The following is a 21,357-nucleotide window of genomic DNA, read 5'->3' on the forward strand; positions in this document are numbered from 1 at the left end:
CGCTCAGTCTTCGTCCTCGGATACCTCGAAGACGTCGACGACCGAGAGCGGGACGTCCCGGAGCGCGCCACCGATCTCGCTCTTGGCGATGCGGGATGCGTGCTCTTCGCCCTCCGCGTTGAAGATGTCGATCTCGAGGGCGAGTCCGACGAGGGCGGTGTTGGCGGCGATGAACGCCGAGTCGAACGGTTCGCCACAGGCGGGACAGCCAGTCGCCCCGACTTCGACCTCGACGTACTCCATGTTCGAGTTGTTCAGTCGCTTCCCAGCTTCGCTGACGGCGACCCCGATGGCGTCGTCGATCTCTTCGACGTCACGGACGAGCCACGCGGCCTCCATCCCGACCAGATAGTTTCCCATACACTCACCTGTGCTCTCAGCCCTTTCTTGCTTTGCGGTTCGTCCGTCGCGACCAGACCCCCTTCGAAGACGGCCGCGCGTGGGAGGAGTATACACGGCACACACTGCCTCTCGAGGACGATTTCCGGCGCGCACGAGAGGAGAATTATGGAGATAACTTACGCGAAAGGCTCGAGTCGATTCGTTCCCACATACGTGTGGTGCTGACCGAATCCGGTTTCAGTTGACCCGAAGACAACCACAGTTGAATCGCACGACGGCGGCGACCCGAACTGAGGTTTACAATCATTATAAATTCTGGATGTCCAAAACGGTTATGTATCCCCTGCTGCTCGAGTCGGGCGAACGCCGATGAAATCCCGCGTGTACTGCGCGAGCCTGTTCGCACTGTATCAGCTGACCATCGCCCTCGGTATCTTCGTGATGCCGCTGGCGATCGCCGCCCACCAGGTCGGCTACACCCTCCCGATCCACCGGCTGCTCACGAACGTCGGTGAGAGATACGAGAACGCGCAAGCAACGATGGCCTGAGACCGATAGGAGACTGTTCTTCGAGTTCCACCAAACCGAAGAGCCGTGGCTCCCGTTCGATCGGTAGCGGAGAACGTACGTAGTGAACGCCGATGTTTTATACCGTCCCGGTCGTTAGTGATGCACAATGCGAACGCCCAGATACGATTCCGACTTCTCCAGCACGCTCGAGCAGTTGCGCGACGAGCCGAATCCCTACGACCCCGAGCTCGGTGCGCTCCCCCAGAACGACCGCTCGCACGGCGAGCTGGACAACGTGAACAAGACCGGGACCACCACCATCGGCATCTCCACTGCCGACGGCGTGGTCATCGCGACGGACATGCGCGCGAGCCTCGGCGGCCGGTTCGTCTCGAACAAGAACGTCCAGAAGGTCGAACAGATCCACCCCACCGCCGCACTCACCCTCGTCGGCAGCGTCGGCGGCGCTCAGTCGTTCATCTCGAGCCTGCGCGCGGAGGTCAACCTCTACGAGTCCCGCCGTGGCGAGACCATGAGCATCAACGCGCTCGCGACGCTCGCGGCCAACTTCGCCCGCGGTGGCCCGTTCTTCGCCATCCACCCCATCCTCGGCGGTGTCGACGACGAGGGCAGCCACGTCTTCAGCATCGACCCCGCCGGCGGCTGTCTCGAGGACGACTACACCGTCACTGGCTCCGGGATGCAACTCGCCTACGGCCACCTGGAACAGGCCTACGAGGAGGACCTCTCGAACGAGGAGGCGATGACCATCGCCGCCCGCGGCATCAAGTCCGCCGCCGAGCGTGACACCGGCTCCGGCAACGGTGTCTTCCTCTGTGAGATCACCGAGGAGGGCGTCGAAATCCACGGCCACAACGACTTCGACGACGTCGTCTAACTGGATCGAAGCCACGAACCGCCCGTTTTCCCGCTCACACGTCCTTCGTAGCGATCACTGTCCGCGTTCCCGACTCGTGAACCCCAACGATAGTGACGTCTGACCCCGACTGTACGTCGACTGTGTAGCTCTCACCGACTGCAGGCTCCGTGACCGTCTCGGCGACGTCCCCGTCGACGAGAATCTCGAGTGTGACCTCGTTGGCGCCCTGACTGAGCGACGTGATCAGCACCTGGACGGTCTCGCCGTCGTACTCGAGGGAGACGCCCGCCCTGACAGGCTCCTGGTCCGACGCCTCGGGTTCGAACGACTCGAGGTCTCCCGTCGGTACCGTCGCCGAGACGGTGACGACCCGCCCCTCGCGCGAAACGTCGGTGTCGTGAAAGCGCTCGAGGTCGACCATGGCGTCTGCGGCCTGCGCTGCGGTCTCCGGGTCCGCCTCGGCGTCCGCCGGGAAGAGGTAGCCACCGACGAACTGGATCCGGTCCGGGCCGAACCACCACGCCATCGCGTTCCCCTCTCGGGGTTCGCCCGTCGCGTCCGCCTCCAGCCTGAACGTGACGAACGCTGGGTCGTCGGTTCGAGCCTCGACGGCCGACTCGAGGAGCAGTGCTGCATCGGCGTCGGTCTCGAGTAGCCGTGGGGCGTCCCCACGGCCGGTCTCGAGCAGGGACGGGGTCGAGACCGGCTGTGCCGTCGCGGACAGCGTCCGCTCGCTGAGGACGAGCGTCGAGGAGTCGAACGCGACGGCGTCCGTCCTGCGGTCTGTGACGTCGATCACTGTGAACTCCCCGACAGTTCGCTCGTTCTCACCCTCCTCACGGAGTGCTGTAGCCACCGCGTCGGTGTCGAACGAGCCTTCGAAGACGATTCCACCGCTGAACACCAGAAAGGCGTCTATCGCGGTCGGGTCCGAGAGGAACTCGACCTCGTCGTTCATCTCGTCACGCAGGTCCGCAAAGAGCGGTTCTGCGGCCGGGTCGACCGCGTCGTACTCGAGTGCGGCGAACTCGAGGAGGTCGTACTCGTAGGTCTCCTCGGCCGGCAGCCACCGTTCGTAGAGGGGTCTCGTTGTGTGGGGTCCCGAAGCGGTATCGTCGCCCCCGGCACTCCCCGGGGCGTCGTCGTCGCTCGTCGGGGCGTCGTCGCCGGCCGATGATTCGAGGTCGGCCGACTCGACACACCCTGCCAGTGCGAGCGCACTCCCGAGTGGAACCGAGGCGACCAGCCGCCGTCTCGTCAAGTCCATATGCTGACAGAAATGGTGGTGGAGTAAATACGTTTCTGTAGGCCGAGACGTATTCGCCCGCGACGTCGCTGCGGTCGCAGGCCAGAGAGAACGCCGACCGCGAGGAGGTGTGGACCCCCGCCGTTCAGCGGGAACGGACGGGTGGCGTCGACTGCACCGAAGGCGACTGGGTGTCACAGTCGACGCCGGTGTCGATTTGCTGAGCACGTCCGGTCTCGCTCGAGCGATAGATCGCGTCGATAATCTGCTGGACCAGGAGCGCTTCCTCGACGGTGTTCTCGGTCGGTTCCTCGCCAGTGACGACGGTCTCGAGGAACGTCTGGTCCTGCTCTTTGTAGCCGAGCATCGACGCGTCGCCGGTCAGTTCGACGTCGGCGTAGTGGTCACAGCCGACCGTTCCGGTCTCGAGTATCGAGAGGTTCGTGCTACCGAGGGAGAGTCGCGCGCCCGCCTCGGTGCCGCGGATGTGGAGGTCGGAACTCGGCTCACGGTTGGTCGCCCAGGCGGCCTCGAGACTGATCGTCTGGCCGGTTTCACAGCGGATGAAGGCGGTGACCGAGTCGTCGACCTCGTAGGTGTCGTTGCCGGCGTTCCAGTTGCTGCCGAAGCCCTCCGGGTCTGCGTACTCCTCGTCGCGTCCGAACGTCGAACGTGCCACCCCACTGACCTCGACGACCTCCGGGAAGTCGAGCACGTAGAGCGCGAGATCGAGTGCGTGGACGCCGATGTCGATCAGCGCACCCCCACCGGCGAGTTCGGGGTTGGTGAACCACGACCCCGGTCCCGGGACGCCTCGGCGGCGGATGTAGTTCGCCTCGACGTGGGTCAGGTCGCCGAAGCGGCCCCCCTCGTGTTGCTGTGTGAACATCGCCGTTCCCGCCGCGTGGCGGTTGTGGAAGCCAACCATGCAGATTCCGTCGGCCGCCGCTGCGGCGTCGGCGATCCGTTGAGCGGACTCGAGCGTGTGCGCGAGCGGTTTCTCGACGAGGACGTGACAGCCTGCCTCGAGCGCGGCGACGGCGATGGGTTCGTGAAACCGGTTCGGCGTCGTGACGATGACGGCATCGACCGCCTCGTCGACGACGAGATCCTCGTGGTCGTCGTAGGTGGTCACGCCGAACTCGCCGGCGAATCGGTCGCGTTGCTGGGGTGAGACGTCGGCACCAGCGACGACCTCCGCCCCCAGGTCGCGGACGCTGGCTGCGTGGAGGTGGCCCATCCCCCCCAGTCCGACGATCCCCACGCCGACGTCTCGCGAAATCACGTCGAAACCCCCAATTTATTCGGCTGAGTGCGACGGAGGGATCGATCAACCGAGTGTTGCGCTCGTGTTCGAAGCGTGTGCCAGCAGTTCATCGATAGATATGCAGCATGCGACCGAAATAAGGGTTGTGACTGATTATGCAATACGAATCGTAAGACAGTCACAATTTCCAGAACGTTTTGCCAAAATCCGAGTGAATCGTTCAGTAAGATCGAATTACGGGCGGTGAATGTGTAGGTTTCGTAGCCGGCACCCGGCACCTGCCGTCGACGCTCACGTGCCTGTGTCGGGCGGACGCTCCTCACCAGCCCTGGACCGGGCCGGTCACGCGCTCCGCTGGGAATCGACGAGTTCGACGGTGACCCGCGGGTCGGTGCCGGTCGCACTCTGTAACCGCTCTCTGACGATCTCGACCAGTTCAGGCGGTTCGTCTGCCCCCGGCGGCCGTTCGACGAGGACGGTCACGTCCGGACGCGTCCCGAGGTAGACGTCGACCGGTTCGTACTCGACGGCCACCTCGTGGAACCGGAGGTCCTCGAACAAGGGGTCGTCGCTCATCGCCTCGAGTTCGCTCGAGACGTCGTGCTCGACCGCTGCACTCTGGTACGTGCCGTAGGTGACGCCCGCGAGCACGAGCGAGAGGACGGCGATGGCGACGACGAGAACCGTCACCCGCGAGCGCAGCGCCTCGAGTGCGCGGTCGGTTCCGGCGACGTGCTGGGGCCGGTAGCCCGAGAGCCAGAGGATCAACAGCGCCGTCAGGTTGATCGAGAGGAGGTTGACCAACACGAGCGTCCCCGCGGTCACCACGACCAGCGGATGTCCCCAGGCCACGCCGAGACCCACCGTCGCCGCCGGCGGAACGAGTGCGACGGCGATGGCGACGCCGACGAGCACCGACCCGACGTTGCGCGTCAGACTCACCACCCCCGCCGCGCCCGACCCGAGCGCGAGAAACAGCGAGAGGACGCCCGGCGTGGTTCGTTCGTGTATCTCCGGGACCGTCGTGATGTCGAACCCTGGAGGCAACAACACCGTTCCCCGGAGGGAGATACCGATGAGCGCGGCCGTCACCACCACGAGGAGCAGTCCGACGGCCTGGAAGCGAACGCCTCGAGCGGCCAACTCGTCGTCGTCGACGACGACCCCGACGCTCGCCGCGAGTGCCGGTCCCATCAGCGGCGCGACGACCATCGCACCGATGATCGTCGCCGCCGAGTTCAACAACAGTCCGGCCGTCGCGATCACCGTACTCAACACCAGCAACGCGAGGTACGTCGAGCGCTCGGGGGCGAGTTCTCTCGCCCGCGCCTGTAACTCCTCTCTCGAGATGCGCGTACCGGAGAACTGGCGGCGCAACTGTTCGGCCTGCCGGGAGACGACCGTCTCCGCCGAGAGGACGACCGTGTACGAGTCCTCGTCGAGACCCGCCTCCCGCAGTCGCTCGAGCAACGGTTCGACACCGTTCGGAGGGACCGGAACCGAGACGATGGCTTCGAACCCACCCGGACCGACCTCCTCGGTGACGGCGAACGCCGTCCCCTCACGCTCGAGCGCGTCGATCACGAGTTCGCGTTCACCAACCGGGACGAGTACCTGCACGAGTCGCATACACCAGGTAGGCGAGCCAACGGGGTAGGAGGCGTTGGCTCCGAGCGTGACTCTCACCGGGACCGAAACGATACGCCCGTCCGGGCCGGTCTCAGAACTCGTGGCGGCCTTCGTCCGTGATGACGCTCTCGAGCAGCGCGACCGGCGTCGCGTCGTAGTTCGGATTCTCGACCGAGAAGCCGTCGACTGGCTCGAGCATGACCTCACTGCCCGAGCGGAACTCGTTCTCGAAGACGAACCCCTCGGTGACGACCTTTGCGGCCGAGCCGAGGACGGTGACGGGCACCTCGAGGTAGTTCGCCGCGGCGGCGATGGGGAAGGTGCCGACGCGGTTGTAGAGGGTGTCCTCGACGATGCAGTCCATGCCGACGACGACGCGGTCGCACGTCTCGAGGACGTAGCCGCTGGCGCTGTCGGTGACGAGCGTCACGTCGACTCCCTCCACCGTGGCGAGCTGACGGGCGGTCTTCCGGCCGATGTAGCGCGGGCGCGCCTCGGTGACGTAGACGTCGAACGTCTTTCCGGCGTCGGTGGCGAGTTCGAGCGCCTCGATCACCGTCGAGGAGTAGTCGTGCGTGAGAATCGTCGCGCCGTCGTCGAGAACCGCCGCGGCGTTCTCCGCGGCGAGTCGCTTGCCGTCTTCGATCCGAGCGACGACCTCGTCGATCGTCTCCGCGGTCAGCACTTTCGCGTCTTCGACGCTCTCGGATTCCCCCGAGACGACCGTGTCGACGACGTCGTGGATCGCGGTCTGTAGCGAGGCGTGGGAAGGGTTCGCCCGGCGGAGCGCGCCGGCGTTTCGCTCGAGCGAGCGCGTGTACTCCTCGACGGTGGCGAACTCCCGGTCGAACAGCTCCTCGAGCGAGCGAGCCGCCTTCACGGCGACTACGGAGGAGCTGTGGGTCTGCATCTCTCGGATCTCCTCGGCCGTCTCGTCGATCATACTCGAGCAGACTCCGCTGTGAGCAAAAGGTGTTCCGGGTACGGCTGGCTCCTCCGGCGCCTGGAGACGCGAGGACGACGCCGACGCCTGGACGATGCCCTTAGGATGCGACGACGCCTACACCCACCGATGACCGTCACCGTCACCTACACCTGTCCACACTGTGGCGCGGTCCGGCCCGTCGAGCGGGAAGCCGAACTGGCCGACAGATCGGTCACGATGGGACCACAGGCGGGCTGGGAGTACGCCACGCCCGACGACCCGGCGCGCGAGTCGGCCGACGGTCTCGCGTTCGTCTGTGGCGACGGCGAGACGAGAACGCTCGAGGGCGAGCCGGCTGCGGGCTGTGGCCGCCCGTTCTACCTCAACTTCGTCCGCTTCGAACACGGCGTCGAACTCGAGCCCGAACCGCCGACGTACGGCGGCCCGCGGTTCGATTTTCTCCCCTGAGTCGCGAGCGGGCGAACACAACGCTTTTCGAGCGCGCGTCTCGAAGCGGTGGCATGGACGAAGACGCCGTTCGCGAGCGGTTACGAACTGTCGAGGACCCGGAACTCGGCGACGACATCGTCTCTCTCGGTCTCGTCAACGACATTACCGTCAGCAGCGAGGGTGACCGATCCGACGACGAGCGAGCGGCCGTCGCTATCGACCTCGCTCTCGGGGCCCCGTACTCCCCGACGGAGACGGCCATCGCGGGAGCGGTCAGAGACGCCTTCGCCGAGGACGACATCGAACCGGACCTCTCGGCGAGCATCCCCGGCCGGGACGACCAGGCGCACGCCGAAGAGCCGGTGCTCCCGAACGTCAAGAACGTCATCGCCGTCTCCTCGGGCAAAGGCGGCGTCGGGAAGTCGACCGTCGCGGTCAACCTCGCGGCCGGGCTCGCCCAGTTGGGCGCGCGCGTCGGACTCTTCGACGCGGACATCTACGGGCCGAACGTGCCGCGAATGGTCGACGCCGACGAACCGCCGATGGCGACCGAAGACCAGACGCTCGTTCCGCCGGAGAAGTACGGCGTGAAGCTGATGAGCATGGCGTTTCTCGTCGGCGAGGACGACCCAGTCATCTGGCGGGGACCGATGGTCCACAAGGTGATCACCCAGCTCACCGAGGACGTCGAGTGGGGCCACCTCGACTACCTGATCATCGATCTGCCGCCGGGGACGGGCGACACCCAGCTGACGATGCTCCAGACGATTCCCGTCACCGGTGCGGTCGTCGTCACGACCCCTCAGGAAGTCGCTCTCGACGACGCACGGAAGGGACTCCAGATGTTCGCCCGCCACGACACGGTCGTCCTCGGCATCGCCGAGAACATGGCGACGTTCGTCTGTCCCGACTGCGGAAGCGAACACGACATCTTCGGCGAAGGCGGCGGCGAGGCGTTCGCCGACGTCCACGACCTGCCGTTTCTCGGCTCGATTCCCCTCGACCCGCGGGTTCGAGCGGGCGGCGACGCCGGCGAACCGACCGTCCTCGACGAGGATGGCGAGACCGCAGACGCCTTCCGAACGCTCACCGAGAACGTCGCGAACAACACCGGTATCGTCCACCGCCAGGCGGTCTCGACGGCCGTCGAGAAGCGGACGCCGCCCGAGGAGTAGCGCCCCGTCTCGAGCGGAGAGCGCGTGGCTTTTCCCTCCGCCGGCCGAACGACGGGCGTGGACGCGAACCAGCAAAGCCGGGCGAACCCGTTCGGCATGGACGAACACTGCCGTAACTGTCCGGCCCTCTGTGAGACGCGCACGCAGGTGGTCCACGGCTACGGCGACGTCGCCGCCGACTTCCTGTTCGTCGGTGAACGGCCGAGTACGGGCGCAGACGAGGTCGGCGTCCCCTTCGCGGGCGACGAACGCGGCGAGCGCTTCCAGCGCATCCTCCAGCGCCTCGGTCTCTGCATGATGGGCTCTCCGCTCGAGCGACCCACCCTCCAGAACGTCTACCTGACGACGCTCACGCGCTGTCGCGACCCCGAGCGGCGGCCGACCGACGAGGAAGTCGACACCTGCGAACCCTACCTCAACGCCGAGATTCGGATGATCAACCCACAGATTCTGATCCCCGTCGGCGAGCGCGCGCTAGCCGAACTCGCCAGGGAGTACACGACGACGCCGGCCGACCGTCTCGACCTCGAGCGCGATCACGCGACGACGGTCCGCGGCCGTGGCTTCGAACTCGTCCCGATGATCGACCCGCTCGAACAGACCGACGACCAGACCCAGGACTGGGTCGAACACTTCGCCGCGCTCATGGCGAGCGATTACCGCCAGACGAAAGGCTCGCGCGAGCGCTGACCTACCAGTAGGGATTCTCGAGCCAGCGGTCCGAACGCGCCCCGGCGGCGAACAGCGCGAAGACGACGACGGCCGTCAGGACGAGCGTCGCGACCGTCGGCGCGATCAGCGAGCCGTCGGCTGGCTCGAGTGCGAGCGTCGAGAGCAGCGTCCAGCCGCCGAGGGCCGCGGTGACGGCGACGAGCAGGGCGGCGAGAACGCTAGCGAGGCGGCTCGGGAGTGTCATAGCTCCGTAGACGGCTTCCGGCCGGATAAACGGTCTCCCGAGGCGAGTGACAGGAGTGCGAGCGCACGGTGGGCCGTGGCGACTGCGAGCGTGAAACGCCGCGTTCAAGGCGGCCGCGGTCGTGGTCTCGGTATGATCGTCGTCGTTCCCGTCGACACCCGTTCGGCCGCCCACCCCACGACGCTCGTCGAGGAGACGGACCTGACCGCCGCCGACGCGACGACGCTCGCTCGAGCGGCGGCCGTCGACGTGCTCCGAGCGGTCGCAGCGAGCGGTGGCGAGTTGCTGGTCAACTACCGCGAGGAGGCGGACGCGGGCGGGGACGGCGAAGACACCTCAGCCGCAGCGGCCGACGCCGCCGCCCTCGTCGAAGCGGCGCTCGACTCGAGCGAGGACGTCCGTCTCGAGCGTCAGGTCGGCTCGGGCGAGAGCGCGCGCATCGGAAACACGGTGACGCACTTACTCGAGCGCGAGGAGCACGCGAGCGTCGGCGTGCTGAGTCCGTACGCGCCGCTCGTCTCGCGTACGGAGATCGACGGCGCGGCGATGTCGAGCAGACGCAGCGAAGTCGTCCTCGGGCCGACGGACGGCGGCGCGGTGTACCTGTCGTGTTTCACCGAACCGATCGACTTCACCGACGCCTACCGAACGCCCGCGCTCTCGCGGGTCGCCCGCCGCGCACACGACGCGGACCTCGGCGTGGGCTTCGCGCCGATGGTGCCGACGCTCGAGACGGAGGCGGGCCTGTGTGCAACGATTGCCGGACTCGAGGCGCGCCGACTCGCCGGGCGGGCGATTCCCGAGGCGACCGCGGCGGCCGTCACCGAACTGGGGCTGATCGTCGAGGAGGGACCTGCAGTCGGGCGGAACTGAGCGGAGACCGACAACGCTTTTTAACCCGCTCTGGAAGTGGTACTCGAGGTGGGGTGGCAGAGCGGCCCAACGCGGTTGCCTTGAGAGCAACTGGCTGTCAAGCCTCATGGGTTCAAATCCCATCCCCACCGTTTTGCTGCGAACAATTGCGACGAGCGGAGCGAGGAGTCTGTGAGCAGCAACGCGAAACGGATGGGTTTGAATCAGGGAAGTCGCAGCGCGCGAACGGAGTGAGCGCGACCGTCTTCCCGTGGTTCAAATCCCATCCCCACCGCCTTTCCACGAGAGAATACGGCACGGTAGGATTCGAAGTACGGAACGTGGGAGGAAGTGACCGACGTTCAGGCGGTGCACCCATCCCCACCGCTTCTCTGAGAGCCGACACGGTGGGCGGTGCGTATCGGCGAGCGAGACGTCCAGTGAGACCCACCGTCACCCGGTGGCCGACAGCTGCACGAGTCCCGACGAAGCCGGGTGCTCGAGTCTCGAAACGCGAAGCCGGCAGGCCGAGGAAACCGCGTCCTCACCCGACAGGCGGAGTGAAATCGAGAGCTGCGGGTCGGCAACGTGGCGGAACAACTCGATCGAGATCGGCAACGTGATCACCGTCTCACCCGCCCGCGCCAGGGCGTACTCGTGGACCGTCACGTCCCACGTCGGCGTGCCCGTCGCCCCGGCGGGCGAGGGGTGGACCGTGTACCCGCTCGCGAGTGCCGTCGTCTGGAGCCGCTCGAGCGCAGACTCGAGGCTATCCGCACCGACCCCAGTCGGCGGTGGGAGTCTGCTCGCCGCGCGCCACAGGAGCCGGGCCTGTTCGTCGCTACCGAGGCGTTCGTCGAGTTCCTGTGCCATACTCTCGAGCAAGCACAGGCAGAGTTCGTCGGGACTCGAGACGGTCTCTGCGACGCGGAAGTAGGTGTCCATGATCGCGTCCTCGAGCGCGTCGTGGTCGGACGCGGCGATGCTCTCGAAGAGCGCACCCGCGGCGTCGTGACAGTACTCGACGAGTGAGTACTCCGCAGATGGCACGTGGCCGGGAGCGACGCTCGAGGGTGTTCGAGAGGCGTCCGTGGACTGGGACTCTCGGCCACCGCGTGGGGACGCTTCGCAGACGATCACGTCGTAGTGTGGTAGTTGGGGGTCGTACTGGCGGAGTTCGGCGCGGTATTGCTCGGTTGCGCGGGCGGCGCTGCGGGCCGTCGCCCGGGAGTCGAACCGCAGGCCCGCGGCCGGAACGGGCCGGTCACCGTACCGTGCACAGACGAGCACGTACGCACCCCGCTCGCAGGCCAGCGCCTCGATGTGTGTGCGTATCTCGCCGAGTGTTCTGCCGATCATGTTTTTAGGCTCGCCTAAAAACATTAAAACCGTTTTGGAAGGGAGGGCTGGCGAGAAATCTGTGGCGGCCGGAGAACGGTGTTCGGTGCACACAGAACTGTACACGAGACGATCACGTTCCGTTTGCCACCCCCTTTCGTCCGGCCGACCCTGTCCAATTCTGTGTGAGTGGGGATGTTCCCCACAGAGTATACCACCACCAGTGTACGGTCGGAGTTCCGTTCTCCTATAGAGACCACCACCGCCATTCACTCGCTCCTCCACTATGTGACGTCCGAACAGCGGGAGGTGGTTCGATTCGACACTGCTGGCAGGTCGACCGCACACCGTTGGAGATTGTCCGTGAGAAACGGGTGGCAGTGGACGTTCGGAACCCTCACGGAAGACGATGAGTCAGGCAAACATTCGCGAAGTGCGGACTTTTATGAAACAGAGCGCGTAGGGCAGAGTATGCAACTACACAACAGGGGGGTACGCCAGGACGTCCGCGAACTCGGGACGCTCCTCGGTGACGTACTCGAAGAACAGACCTCGCGTCGAGCGTTCGAGACCGTCGAGTCCTGCCGAACGGCGGCGATCGATTACCGCGCGGGTGACATCGACTCGCGCTCACCACTGGCGACCGAACTCGAGGGACTCTCGCCGGAGCTCCAGCGCATCGTCGCCCGCGCGTTCACGACGTACTTCGAACTGATCAATCTCGCCGAGGAGCGAGAGCGCGTCCGCGCCATCCGGCAGGACTCCCAGGACGGCACGCTCGGGGACAGCCTCGAAGTCGCGGCCACAGACCTCGCCGAGGTCGATCCCGAGACGGCCCAGCGCGTTCTCTCCGACGTGCTGATCGAACCGACGTTCACCGCTCACCCGACGGAGGCCCGTCGCAAGACGGTGAAGTCGAAACTCCGCGCCGTCGCGAACCACCTCGAGACGCTCGACGAGACGCTGTTGACCGACAAGGAGGGCGCGCAGGTCTGGCGCGACCTGGACGCCGAGGTGACGAGTCTCTGGCAGACCCCACAGGTCAGAAAACGCCAGCCAGAGCCGGAAGACGAGGCACGAAACGTCCAGTGGTACCTAGAGAACACGCTGTTCGACGTCGTCGGCGAAGTGTACGACGAACTCGAGGAGGCGCTCGACGAACAGGTCGACACGCCACTCGACGTACCCAAACTCTTCGAGTTCCGCTCGTGGGCCGGCAGCGACCGCGACGGAAACCCGTACGTTACCCCCGAGGTGACGGCGAACACCCTCGAGACCCAGCGTCGGGTCGTCCTCGACCGGTACCACGACAAACTCAAGCGCCTCTCGGGCGTCCTCAGCCAGGACGGGAACCGCGTCGACGCTGGGTCGACCTTCCAGGCCTCCCTCGAAGCCGACCGCGAGCGCCTCCCGGGAGCGGCCCGGACGGCCGAAGAGCGCTACCCCGGCGAGCCGTACCGTCAGAAACTCCGCCTGATGCGCGAGCGCCTCCGCCGCGTCGGCGACGTCCGCCCGGGTGGCTACGCCGAGGCGCACGAACTCCTCGCCGACCTCGAGGCAATCGCGACGAGCCTCGAGAACAACGGCGGGGAGACCGTCGTCAGAGCCCACGTCACGCCGCTCATCCGCCAGGTCGAGACCTTCGGCTTCTCGCTCGCCAGCCTCGACCTCCGTGACCACCGTCAGAACCACACCGGCGCCATCGCCGAAGCGCTCGAGCGCGACGGCATCGACTACGCCGCCCTCGACGAGGACGAACGCGTCGAGTGGTTGACCGACGCCATCCTCCAGGACGAACAGGTGATCGACCTCTCGAACACCGAGGGTCTCTCCGACACCTCGACGCGCGTCGTCACGCTCTTCGACAACCTCGCCGCCTGGCAGGACGAGTACGGCGTCGACGCCATCGACACCTACTGCATCTCGATGACCGCGGAGCCGAGTCACGTCCTCGAGGTGCTCTTCCTGGCCAACCAGGCCGGCATCGTCTCGCTGCCCGAACACAGCGGCATCGACGTCGTGCCGCTGCTCGAGACCGAGTACGCCCTCTCCGGGGCCCGGCGCATCATGGGGACGCTCTTCGAGAACGAAGCCTACGCACAGGCACTCGAGGCCCGCGGGCGCACCCAGGAGATCATGCTCGGCTACTCCGACTCGAACAAGGAGAACGGCTTCCTGGCGGCGAACTGGTCGCTCTACAAGAACCAGGTCCGTCTCGCCGACATCTGCAACGACTACGACGTGACCATGCGGCTGTTCCACGGCCGCGGTGGCTCGATCTCCCGCGGTGGCGGCCCGATGAACGAGGCGCTGCTCGCGCTGCCAAACAGCACGATCACCGGTCAGGTCAAGTTCACCGAACAGGGCGAAGCCATCTCCGAGAAGTACGGCAACCCGCGCATCGCCGAGCGCAACATCGAGCAGATGCTCAACGCCCAACTGCGTGCGCGTCTGCAGGCGATCGACCAGCCTTCCGAGAACGTCCCCGAAGAGTGGACCGATGCGATGGAGACGATGGCCGACGCCGCCCGCAACGAGTACCGCGACCTCCTCGAGAGCGATGGCTTCGTCCAGTACTTCGAGCAGGCGACGCCGATCACCGTCATCGAGAACCTCGACCTGGGGTCGCGTCCGGCCTCGCGCTCGGGTGAGCGCACCGTCGAGGATCTGCGAGCGATTCCGTGGGTGTTCTCCTGGACCCAGTCGCGGTGTATCCTCCCCGGCTGGTACGCCATCGCCGCCGGTATCGACGCCTACCTCGACGACGGCGGCGACGTCGAGACCCTCCAGGAGATGTACGACGAGTGGCCGTTCTTCCGGACGACCCTCGACAACGCCGCCCTCTCGCTCTCGCGCACCGAACTCGAGATCGCTGCCGAGTACGCGGACCTCGCCGAGGACGACCTCCGCGAGACGTTCTTCCCCCGGCTCTCGACGGAGTACGAGCGGACCGTCGATCTCGTCACGACCATCGGCCAGCGCGAGACACTCCACACCCGCGACTGGCTGGGCGAGAACTTAGAGCGGCGAAACCCCTACGTCGACCCGCTGAACCTCTTACAGACGCACCTGCTCAACCGGACCCACCGGACCGACGTCGAGGAGCGAACCCTCCGGCTGACGGTGAAAGGCATCGCCGCCGGGATGAAAAACACCGGCTGAGCACGCTCGCACTGGTTTTTCGACTCGCGAATTCATCTCGAGCGGGCGCTCACCAGAGCGACCTCACAGCTGGAGCGTGTGCCCATCGAGTGTCGGTCTCACGCCTCGAGCGAGATTCCGTCGAGGAACTCGAGCAACACCCGGTTGAAGTAGTCGGGGTTGTCCTGGTTCGCGTTGTGACCGGCGTCGGGGATCACCTCGTAGCGACAGTTCGGTTCCCGGGCCGCCCACGCTGGTGCGTCTCTCGCGATCGTTCCCGTCCCGTCGTGCCCGCCGTGGGTGAGCAACAGCGGCCGTTCGATCCGGTACGCCGGGTCCGAGCGGTGGCACGTGGCGACGGCGTCCCAGACGGTGAGAAACTCCCGTTTCGAGAGCTGGCGCGTCGCGTCGAACGCGTACTCCCGGACGGGGTCGGTGTGGGCGGTGCGCTCGGCGATCAGCTTCCGGAGGTGTCCGTCGGGCCACACGCGAAACAGGTACGGCGAGAGCCGAAGCGCGAGATACTCGAGGAGCGGCGGCCGATCCAGCAGGTCCGTCGAGCCGACGATTCCGAGCGCGGCAACCCGCTCGGGGTGGCGATAGGTCACTTCCTGGGAGATGTAGCCGCCGAACGACTGTCCCAGCAGGACCGTCCGCTCGGCGTCGAGTTCGTCGAGCAGCGCGAGCAGGTCGTCGGCGACCGCAGGGACCGTAAATGGCTCGCCGATCGGTTTCGACCGGCCGTGGCCGCGAACGTCCCACGTCAGTACCCGGTAGCCCGCGTTGGCCAGCGGCTCCACCTGCGGTTCGAACAGCCGGTGGTCCATCGACGCACCGTGTGTACAGGCGACGAGCGGCCCGTCCGCCGGCCCAGCGAGCCAGTAGTGGACCGTCGACCCGGCCCGCTCGAGTGTCCTGGTCTCGTCTCGCTCGCTCTCCTCGTCGCCACCGTTCATGCAGGGCGTTTGTAGCCGCCGTCCGTAGCCGTTGTGGTCGCTCGAGCGCTCATCCTGAAAGTCGACGCAGACGTGAGAACAGTCGGACGGATTACTCGACCGTCGGCACCGGTACGGACTCGAGGACGGTGTCGACGATCTGTATCTTCGAGACGTTGTTGACGGTCGCGTCCGGCGTGAGGACGAGGCGGTGGGCGAGCACCGGCTGGGCGACGCGCTTGATGTCGTCGGGGGTGACGTACTCGCGGCCGACGATGGTGGCGTAGGCGCGGGCGGCCTCGAACAGCCGCTGGGTCCCGCGCGGGGAGACGCCCACTTCGACGCGGCCGTCGGTGCGGGTCTCGCGGGCGAGAGCGACCACGTAGTCGATGAGGTCGTCGTCGACGCGAACCGTCTCGGGCACCTGGCGCAGCTGGGCGACGTGTTCGGGTTCGAAGACGGTGTCGACCGAGGGACTCATCGCGTCGCGGCTCCGACGCCGGTGGAGCAGTTCGACCTCGCCAGCCTCGTCGGGGTAGCCCATCGAGGTCTTCACGAGGAAGCGGTCCACCTGCGCCTCCGGCAGCGGGAAGGTCCCCTCCTGTTCGACGGGGTTCTGCGTCGCGATGACGAAGAAGGGCTGTGGCAGCGGGCGAGTCTCGCCGTCGACGGTGACCTGGCCCTCCTCCATCGCTTCGAGTAGGGCCGCCTGGGTCTTCGGCGGCGCGCGGTTGATCTCGTCGGCGAGGACGATGTTCGCGAAGATCGGTCCCTCGTTGAACTCGAACTGGCGCTCCTGTTCGTTGAAGACGTGCGTGCCGGTGACGTCCGAGGGGAGGAGGTCGGGCGTGAACTGAATCCGGGAGAACGAGAGACCGAGCGCGGTCGCGACGCTCTTGGCGGTGAGCGTCTTTCCGGTGCCGGGGACGTCCTCGAGTAAGACGTGGCCTCTCCCGACGACACCCAGGAGGACCGTCTCGAGGAACTCGCGCTCACAGATCACCGCACCCCCGATTTCGTCGAGGACGGTCTCACACTCTCGACTCGCTTGCGTAACGTCCATAGTCGATGCTCTGGGTGAGGGTCCATATCTCTTCTGGATCGCTGTCACTTCGACCCTCGCTCGAGGCCGGACGAATCGAAACCCATAAAATCGATACCCGGGTAGAAGGAAGTGAGCCGAGATAGCCTAGCCCGGCCAAGGCGGTAGATTCGAAATCTACTGTCCTCACGGACTCGGGAGTTCAAATCTCCCTCTCGGCGCTTTTCCGCGAACACTACCGCCGAGCACCGCGTAGCGTGTGCTCGGCAACCCGTGAGCGGAAAACGTGAAACAGGGAGATTTGAATCAGGGAGGTCGCACGCTCGCGAACGAATGTGAGCGAGACCGTCCGACCGTGGTTCAAATCTCCCTCTCGGCGCTTCTACGGCGCCCACCACCGATGAGCGGCGCGCAGCGACGCGAATTATCCGGTCGCCGTGAACGACACCGGGAATTTGAACGATACAGAGGTTCTGCGCGCAGCGCAGGTTCTCTGGAGTAGTTCAAATCTCCCTCTCGGCGCTTTTCCGCGAACATCACCGCCGAGCACCGCGTAGCGTGTGCTCGGCCCATCCGTGAGCGGAAAACGTGACACAGGGAGATTTGAATCAGGGAGGCCGCACGCTCGCGAACGGATGTGAGCGAGACCGTCCGACCGTGGTTCAAATCTCCCTCTCGGCGCTTCTACGGCGACCACCACCGATGAGCGGCGCGTGGAGGTGAGGTGGCGTGTCCCGTCGGCCTATTCCCGGCGAATCGGACCGCTCGAGAAGGTTCCATCGGTGTCGGGTCGCCGAGCGATCACGACTGGACGGGGGTCGATCACGCGACCTCCGTTCCGGCTACCGGTTCGCTCGTCGCGAGCGGGGGTTGAACCTTGTGTATTTTTCTTGATGGATAGCCAGAAGCTTATTACAGTTCGATTCAGTTATCGGCTCGAAATCGAAAATGGTCGGAAATACAGGCATCCGGAACGAACTGTACCGGTTGTACGAACACTACGTGGGAGAGCCGGATTCGGCGAAGGACGTCTACGGCTACTGGCTGTTCATCGTCGGCTACGTCGTGGGGGCGGCGGGCATCTTCGCGTTCATCGTCGGCTACGCTGGCGACATCGACTCGCTGATGTTGATCCGCATCTCTGGCGTGATGGCCGCGTCGGGACTCTCCGTCTTGCTGTTCGGTATCGTCCTCATGCTGCCGGTCAGAAAGCGCGGGATTCAGGCGAGTGCGGTCGGACTGGTCATCGCACTCGTCGGCGTCGGCTTCTTCGCGGCGGTCTATCCGAGTGACTGGTACGAACACGGCGCCGACTACAGCGTCGAGGTGACGGCCGTCTACGCGACCGGTATCGCGATCATCGCTGGCGTGACCGCACTGGTGCCGATCATCACCGGCCAGAAAGGCAAGTTCGTCGAGGAGGAGGGCGTGACCGACGAGCCGGCGATTCTCACCGGAGACTCGCTCGAGGCCGCCCAGTTCGCCGTCTTCCGCGACGAAGCGGGCGACTGGAAGTGGCACATCTTACACCTCGAGGCGCTCGCCGCCAGTGAGGGCTCGACGATCAACCGTCCCGAGACCGAAGCGAGCATCGAGCGGGTCAAATCACAGATCGGCTCTGCCGGGCTGATGGAGCTGACGACCTCCGCGTTCCGCCTCTACGAGGACCGCGAGGGGACCTGGCAGTGGACGCTCGTGCGCGACGACGGCAGCGTCGTCGGTGCGTGCGCCCAGCACTTCCCCGACCGCGACGGGGCGGAGCAGTCGGTGAGCTTCCTCAAAGACCGCGGTCCCGACGCGGACGTCATCGAAATCGATGGGGCGGCGTTCACCTACGTCGAAGAGCGCGACGAGTGGTACTGGCAGCTGCTCGACGACGACCGCCTGCCGCTGGCCTCGAGTGAGACCGGCTACTTCACTCAGAGCGACGCCGAAGAAGCCGCCCAGCGGTTCGCGGCGCGATTCGACCAGGCGCGGTTGCTCGACCTCGGCTCCGTCGGCGTCGAGCTGCGCGAGCGCGACGACGGCGGCGAGAGCTGGTGGTTCTGGCGGTTCGTCGACGAACACGACGAGGTGTTCGCCGAGAGTTCCGACGAGTTCCCCTCGCGCAGAGACGCCGAGGAGGCGGTCGAAGCGCTGTTGCCCGAACTCGAGTCTGCCTCGATCACCGTCGCCGGTGAGCCGACGTACGAACTGTATCAGGTCGGCGAGCGCTGGTCGTGGCGGCTCATCGACGAGACCGAACACCGTATCGCCGAGATTCCGGGTGCGGTCGAGAACGAATCCACGGCGAACGAGGGCGTCGGCAAGTTCCGTAGCCACGCGGAGGCAGCGGACGTCGTCGAGATCGAAGACGCCGAGTACGAGATCTATCCGACCGAGCCAATCGGCGAGAGCGGCCTGCCGGTCACCGCCGACGACGACGAGGCGGATTCCGAACCGACGCCCGTCCACGACGGCGGCGTCGAGACGGAGGAGCCTGCCGAACCGACGACCGACTGGAACTGGCGACTCGTCACCGAGGACCGGGAGGTCGTCGCCGCGAGCAACGAACCCCACGACGACCCCGAGACCGCGACCGAAGCGATCGACCGCGTCCGCGAACAGGCTCGAGAGGCGGACCTGATCGAGTTCGAGAACGCCGCGTTCCAGGTCTACGAGGCCGACTCCGGCGAGTGGCGCTGGCGGCTCATCGACGAAGACGGCAACGTCCTCGCCGACAGCGGCGAAGAACACACCAGCCGCGGTGACGCCGCCCAGGCGATGATGACGCTCAAAGAGCAGGCACCCGACGCCGAACTGCTCGAGATCGACACCGCGGCGTTCGAACTGTTCGTCGACGAGGACGGCGAGTGGGGCTGGCGACTCATCGACGAGGGCGGGAAACTCGTCGCCGAGGATCCGGCGACACACCCGACGCGCGCCGCGGCGAAGGCGGCGATGGACCGACTGCTCGAGCACTTAGAGTCCGACGTGCGGACGATGGACCGGGCGATCTTCCAGACGATCGCTGAGGAGGCCTGGCACTGGCAGTTCGTTCTCCCCTCCGGCGAGGTCGTCGCCGTCGACGCCGAGGCACACGCGACGCGTGACGAACTGGTCGAGTCGATTCCGGCGATCAAGGGGGCCGCGAGTGCGGGCCGAAGCTACACCATCGGCGACGTCGCCGTGCAACTGTACGGTACGGGTGAGTGGGGCTTCCGCCTGCTAGACCGCGACCGCGAGCTGCTCGCCGACTCGACGGTCACCTACGCCGACCGCGCCTCGGCGATGACCGCCGCCCAGCGCCTCGAGCGAAACGTCGCCGACGCGCCGGTGTTCAGCATCGAGGACGCGGCGATCCGGCTGACCTCGAGTGGTGGCTGGGGCTGGGAACTCGTCGACCGCGACCGCGAGGTGCTCGCGGGGTCGGTCGAAGCCGAACCGACGAAGGAGAACGCGATCGCCGCCGTCGAGGAGATCAGACGGCTGGCACCGCTCGCCGGCCGCGTCGACTTCGACGTCGCCTCGTTCGAACTGTTCGCCGAGGAAGAAGACTGCTGGCGCTGGCGGCTCATCGACGAGGACGGACGCACCGTGGCGACGGGTGCCGAGGAGTACGCCTCGAGCGACCGTGCCAACCAGGCGCTTGCGGGCGTGCGTGAGCTAATCGGCGAGGCGAGCATCCTCGAGATCGACAGCGTCTCGTTCGAACTCCACGCCGCCGAGGGTGGCTGGAAGTGGTCGCTCGTCGATAAGTACGGCGTGCAGATGTCCGAGAGCACGCAGGTCTACGAGACGCGAACGGCCGCCCGCGAGGCGATGAACGCCGTGAAGGCACACGCGCCCGACGGCTGGATCACCTTCACCGAGTAGACCGGGTTCCCGGTTCGACCAGCTTTTTTCGGCACGTCGACCCACGGCGAGTGAACCGAGAGTGTTTTTTCGTCTCTCACTCGAGTGCTCACCTGAGAGATGGACCGAGAGACGGATATTCCGGAGAGTCACCCACGGTACGAGTCGCTGCTGACGCGCCACCGGATCGAGGCGGGCGTCGAGAAGGGGATCACGAGCAAACAGGGGCTGATCGCCCAGGGGCGCGGCGAGGCGTTCGACTACCTGTTGGGTGAGGAGACGACCGAGAGCGCCGATGGTGCCGCCCGCGCCGCGGCGGCCCACCTCCTGCTGGCCGAGCGGCCGGTGCTCTCGATCAACGGCAACGTCGCCGCGCTGGTACCCGGAGAAGTCGTCGACCTCGCCAACGCCGTCGACGCAGCGCTCGAGGTCAACCTGTTCAATCGGACGGAGGCACGCATGGAAGCGATCGCCGAGCACTTACGCGAGCACGGAGCGACCGCGGTGAAGGGGCTGGCGGGAGACGGTGAGATTCCCGGACTCGAGCACGCGCGTGGGACCGTCGACGCGGACGGGATCTACGCGGCCGACGTCGTGCTCGTTCCGCTCGAGGACGGCGACCGTGCGCAGGCGCTCGCGGAGATGGGGAAAGTCGAAATTGTCATCGATCTGAACCCGGCGTCGCGCTCGCCACAGGTGGCGGACGTGCCCATCGTCGACAACGTGATGCGAGCGGTTCCGAACATCACGGCGCACGCGCAGACACTCGAGGGGACCGAGCGGGAGTCGCTCGAGCGCATCGTCGCCGAGTTCGACGCGGACGAGGCGCTCGAACGGGCCGAGACACGGATCCGAACCGGCCGGTTCTGATGGAG

18 protein-coding genes and 2 tRNA genes are annotated in these 21,357 nt (G+C 66.2%); 11 read left to right on the top strand and 9 right to left on the bottom strand.

Annotation, left to right across the window (positions count from 1 at the left end; genetic code table 11):
• Positions 1-3: 3 nt before the first annotated feature.
• Positions 4-360, bottom strand: coding sequence for a DUF555 domain-containing protein (locus tag N0B15_RS06975; RefSeq protein WP_263018903.1), 357 nt, complete (start codon positions 358-360; stop codon positions 4-6).
• Between the two features lie 351 nt (positions 361-711).
• Between N0B15_RS06975 and N0B15_RS06980 the strand changes: the two genes are divergently transcribed.
• Entirely contained in the window at positions 712-891 is a 180-nt protein-coding gene (locus tag N0B15_RS06980) for a hypothetical protein (protein WP_263018904.1), read from the top strand.
• 127 nt (positions 892-1,018) lie between these two features.
• Positions 1,019-1,750, top strand: a complete 732-nt coding sequence (gene psmB, locus N0B15_RS06985) for an archaeal proteasome endopeptidase complex subunit beta (protein ID WP_263018906.1) — start codon at positions 1,019-1,021, stop codon at positions 1,748-1,750.
• A gap of 34 nt (positions 1,751-1,784) precedes the next feature.
• Here psmB and N0B15_RS06990 read toward each other — a convergent pair whose 3' ends face one another.
• The 4 genes from N0B15_RS06990 to N0B15_RS07005 form a co-directional block, all read right to left on the bottom strand.
• Entirely contained in the window at positions 1,785-2,999 is a 1,215-nt protein-coding gene (locus N0B15_RS06990) for a hypothetical protein (RefSeq protein WP_263018908.1), read from the bottom strand.
• 124 nt (positions 3,000-3,123) lie between these two features.
• Entirely contained in the window at positions 3,124-4,263 is a 1,140-nt protein-coding gene (locus tag N0B15_RS06995) for a Gfo/Idh/MocA family protein (RefSeq protein ID WP_263018909.1), read from the bottom strand.
• A 324-nt stretch (positions 4,264-4,587) separates the two neighbouring features.
• Entirely contained in the window at positions 4,588-5,874 is a 1,287-nt protein-coding gene (locus tag N0B15_RS07000; protein ID WP_263018910.1) for a TIGR00341 family protein, read from the bottom strand.
• A gap of 91 nt (positions 5,875-5,965) precedes the next feature.
• Positions 5,966-6,817, bottom strand: a complete 852-nt coding sequence (locus N0B15_RS07005; protein ID WP_263018911.1) for an eIF2B alpha/beta/delta subunit family protein — start codon at positions 6,815-6,817, stop codon at positions 5,966-5,968.
• A gap of 129 nt (positions 6,818-6,946) precedes the next feature.
• On the opposite strand from N0B15_RS07005, the gene N0B15_RS07010 reads away from it, so the two are divergent.
• The 3 genes from N0B15_RS07010 to N0B15_RS07020 are packed head-to-tail and all read left to right on the top strand — an operon-like array spanning position 6,947 to position 9,114.
• A complete protein-coding gene (locus tag N0B15_RS07010; RefSeq protein WP_263018912.1) occupies positions 6,947-7,267 on the top strand; it encodes a DUF7969 family protein in 321 nt (106 codons plus the stop codon).
• 53 nt (positions 7,268-7,320) lie between these two features.
• A complete protein-coding gene (locus N0B15_RS07015; protein WP_263018913.1) occupies positions 7,321-8,424 on the top strand; it encodes an Mrp/NBP35 family ATP-binding protein in 1,104 nt (367 codons plus the stop codon).
• A 57-nt stretch (positions 8,425-8,481) separates the two neighbouring features.
• Positions 8,482-9,114 (top strand): uracil-DNA glycosylase, encoded by a 633-nt coding sequence (locus N0B15_RS07020; protein WP_263019213.1) that lies wholly within the window; start codon positions 8,482-8,484, stop codon positions 9,112-9,114.
• A 1-nt stretch (position 9,115) separates the two neighbouring features.
• Here the strand turns inward: N0B15_RS07020 and N0B15_RS07025 are convergent, their stop codons facing one another.
• Positions 9,116-9,340, bottom strand: a complete 225-nt coding sequence (locus tag N0B15_RS07025) for a hypothetical protein (protein ID WP_263018914.1) — start codon at positions 9,338-9,340, stop codon at positions 9,116-9,118.
• A 132-nt stretch (positions 9,341-9,472) separates the two neighbouring features.
• Here N0B15_RS07025 and N0B15_RS07030 point away from each other — a divergent pair, with 132 nt between their 5' ends.
• Together N0B15_RS07030 and N0B15_RS07035 are read left to right on the top strand one after the other, a co-directional pair.
• Entirely contained in the window at positions 9,473-10,213 is a 741-nt protein-coding gene (locus tag N0B15_RS07030; RefSeq protein WP_263018915.1) for a hypothetical protein, read from the top strand.
• A 47-nt stretch (positions 10,214-10,260) separates the two neighbouring features.
• Positions 10,261-10,344 (top strand) — tRNA-Ser (locus tag N0B15_RS07035).
• 301 nt (positions 10,345-10,645) lie between these two features.
• Here the strand turns inward: N0B15_RS07035 and N0B15_RS07040 are convergent.
• On the bottom strand, positions 10,646-11,551 hold the full coding sequence (locus N0B15_RS07040; protein WP_263018916.1) for a DUF7551 domain-containing protein: 906 nt from the start codon (positions 11,549-11,551) through the stop codon (positions 10,646-10,648).
• Between the two features lie 450 nt (positions 11,552-12,001).
• Between N0B15_RS07040 and ppc the strand changes: the two genes are divergently transcribed.
• Positions 12,002-14,692: a phosphoenolpyruvate carboxylase gene (gene ppc, locus N0B15_RS07045; RefSeq protein ID WP_263018917.1), complete on the top strand. Its 2,691-nt coding sequence runs from the start codon at positions 12,002-12,004 to the stop codon at positions 14,690-14,692.
• 98 nt (positions 14,693-14,790) lie between these two features.
• Here the strand turns inward: ppc and N0B15_RS07050 are convergent, their stop codons facing one another.
• Both N0B15_RS07050 and N0B15_RS07055 read right to left on the bottom strand, forming a co-directional pair.
• A complete protein-coding gene (locus tag N0B15_RS07050; RefSeq protein ID WP_263018918.1) occupies positions 14,791-15,627 on the bottom strand; it encodes an alpha/beta fold hydrolase in 837 nt (278 codons plus the stop codon).
• A gap of 91 nt (positions 15,628-15,718) precedes the next feature.
• Positions 15,719-16,669 carry an AAA family ATPase gene (locus N0B15_RS07055; protein WP_263018919.1) on the bottom strand — a complete coding sequence of 317 codons (951 nt, stop codon included), beginning with the start codon at positions 16,667-16,669 and terminating at the stop codon, positions 15,719-15,721.
• A 115-nt stretch (positions 16,670-16,784) separates the two neighbouring features.
• Between N0B15_RS07055 and N0B15_RS07060 the strand changes: the two genes are divergently transcribed.
• The 3 genes from N0B15_RS07060 (at position 16,785) to N0B15_RS07070 (ending at position 21,352) form a co-directional block, all read left to right on the top strand.
• Positions 16,785-16,869, top strand: a tRNA-Ser gene (locus tag N0B15_RS07060).
• Positions 16,870-17,596: 727 nt separating this feature from the next.
• Positions 17,597-20,503 carry a DUF1508 domain-containing protein gene (locus N0B15_RS07065; RefSeq protein WP_263018920.1) on the top strand — a complete coding sequence of 969 codons (2,907 nt, stop codon included), beginning with the start codon at positions 17,597-17,599 and terminating at the stop codon, positions 20,501-20,503.
• Between the two features lie 99 nt (positions 20,504-20,602).
• Positions 20,603-21,352: a 4-phosphopantoate--beta-alanine ligase gene (locus tag N0B15_RS07070; protein WP_263018922.1), complete on the top strand. Its 750-nt coding sequence runs from the start codon at positions 20,603-20,605 to the stop codon at positions 21,350-21,352.
• Positions 21,353-21,357: the final 5 nt, after the last annotated feature.

This window comes from Natronobiforma cellulositropha, assembly GCF_025629245.1.
In the GTDB taxonomy this organism is placed as follows: domain Archaea; phylum Halobacteriota; class Halobacteria; order Halobacteriales; family Natrialbaceae; genus Natronobiforma; species Natronobiforma cellulositropha.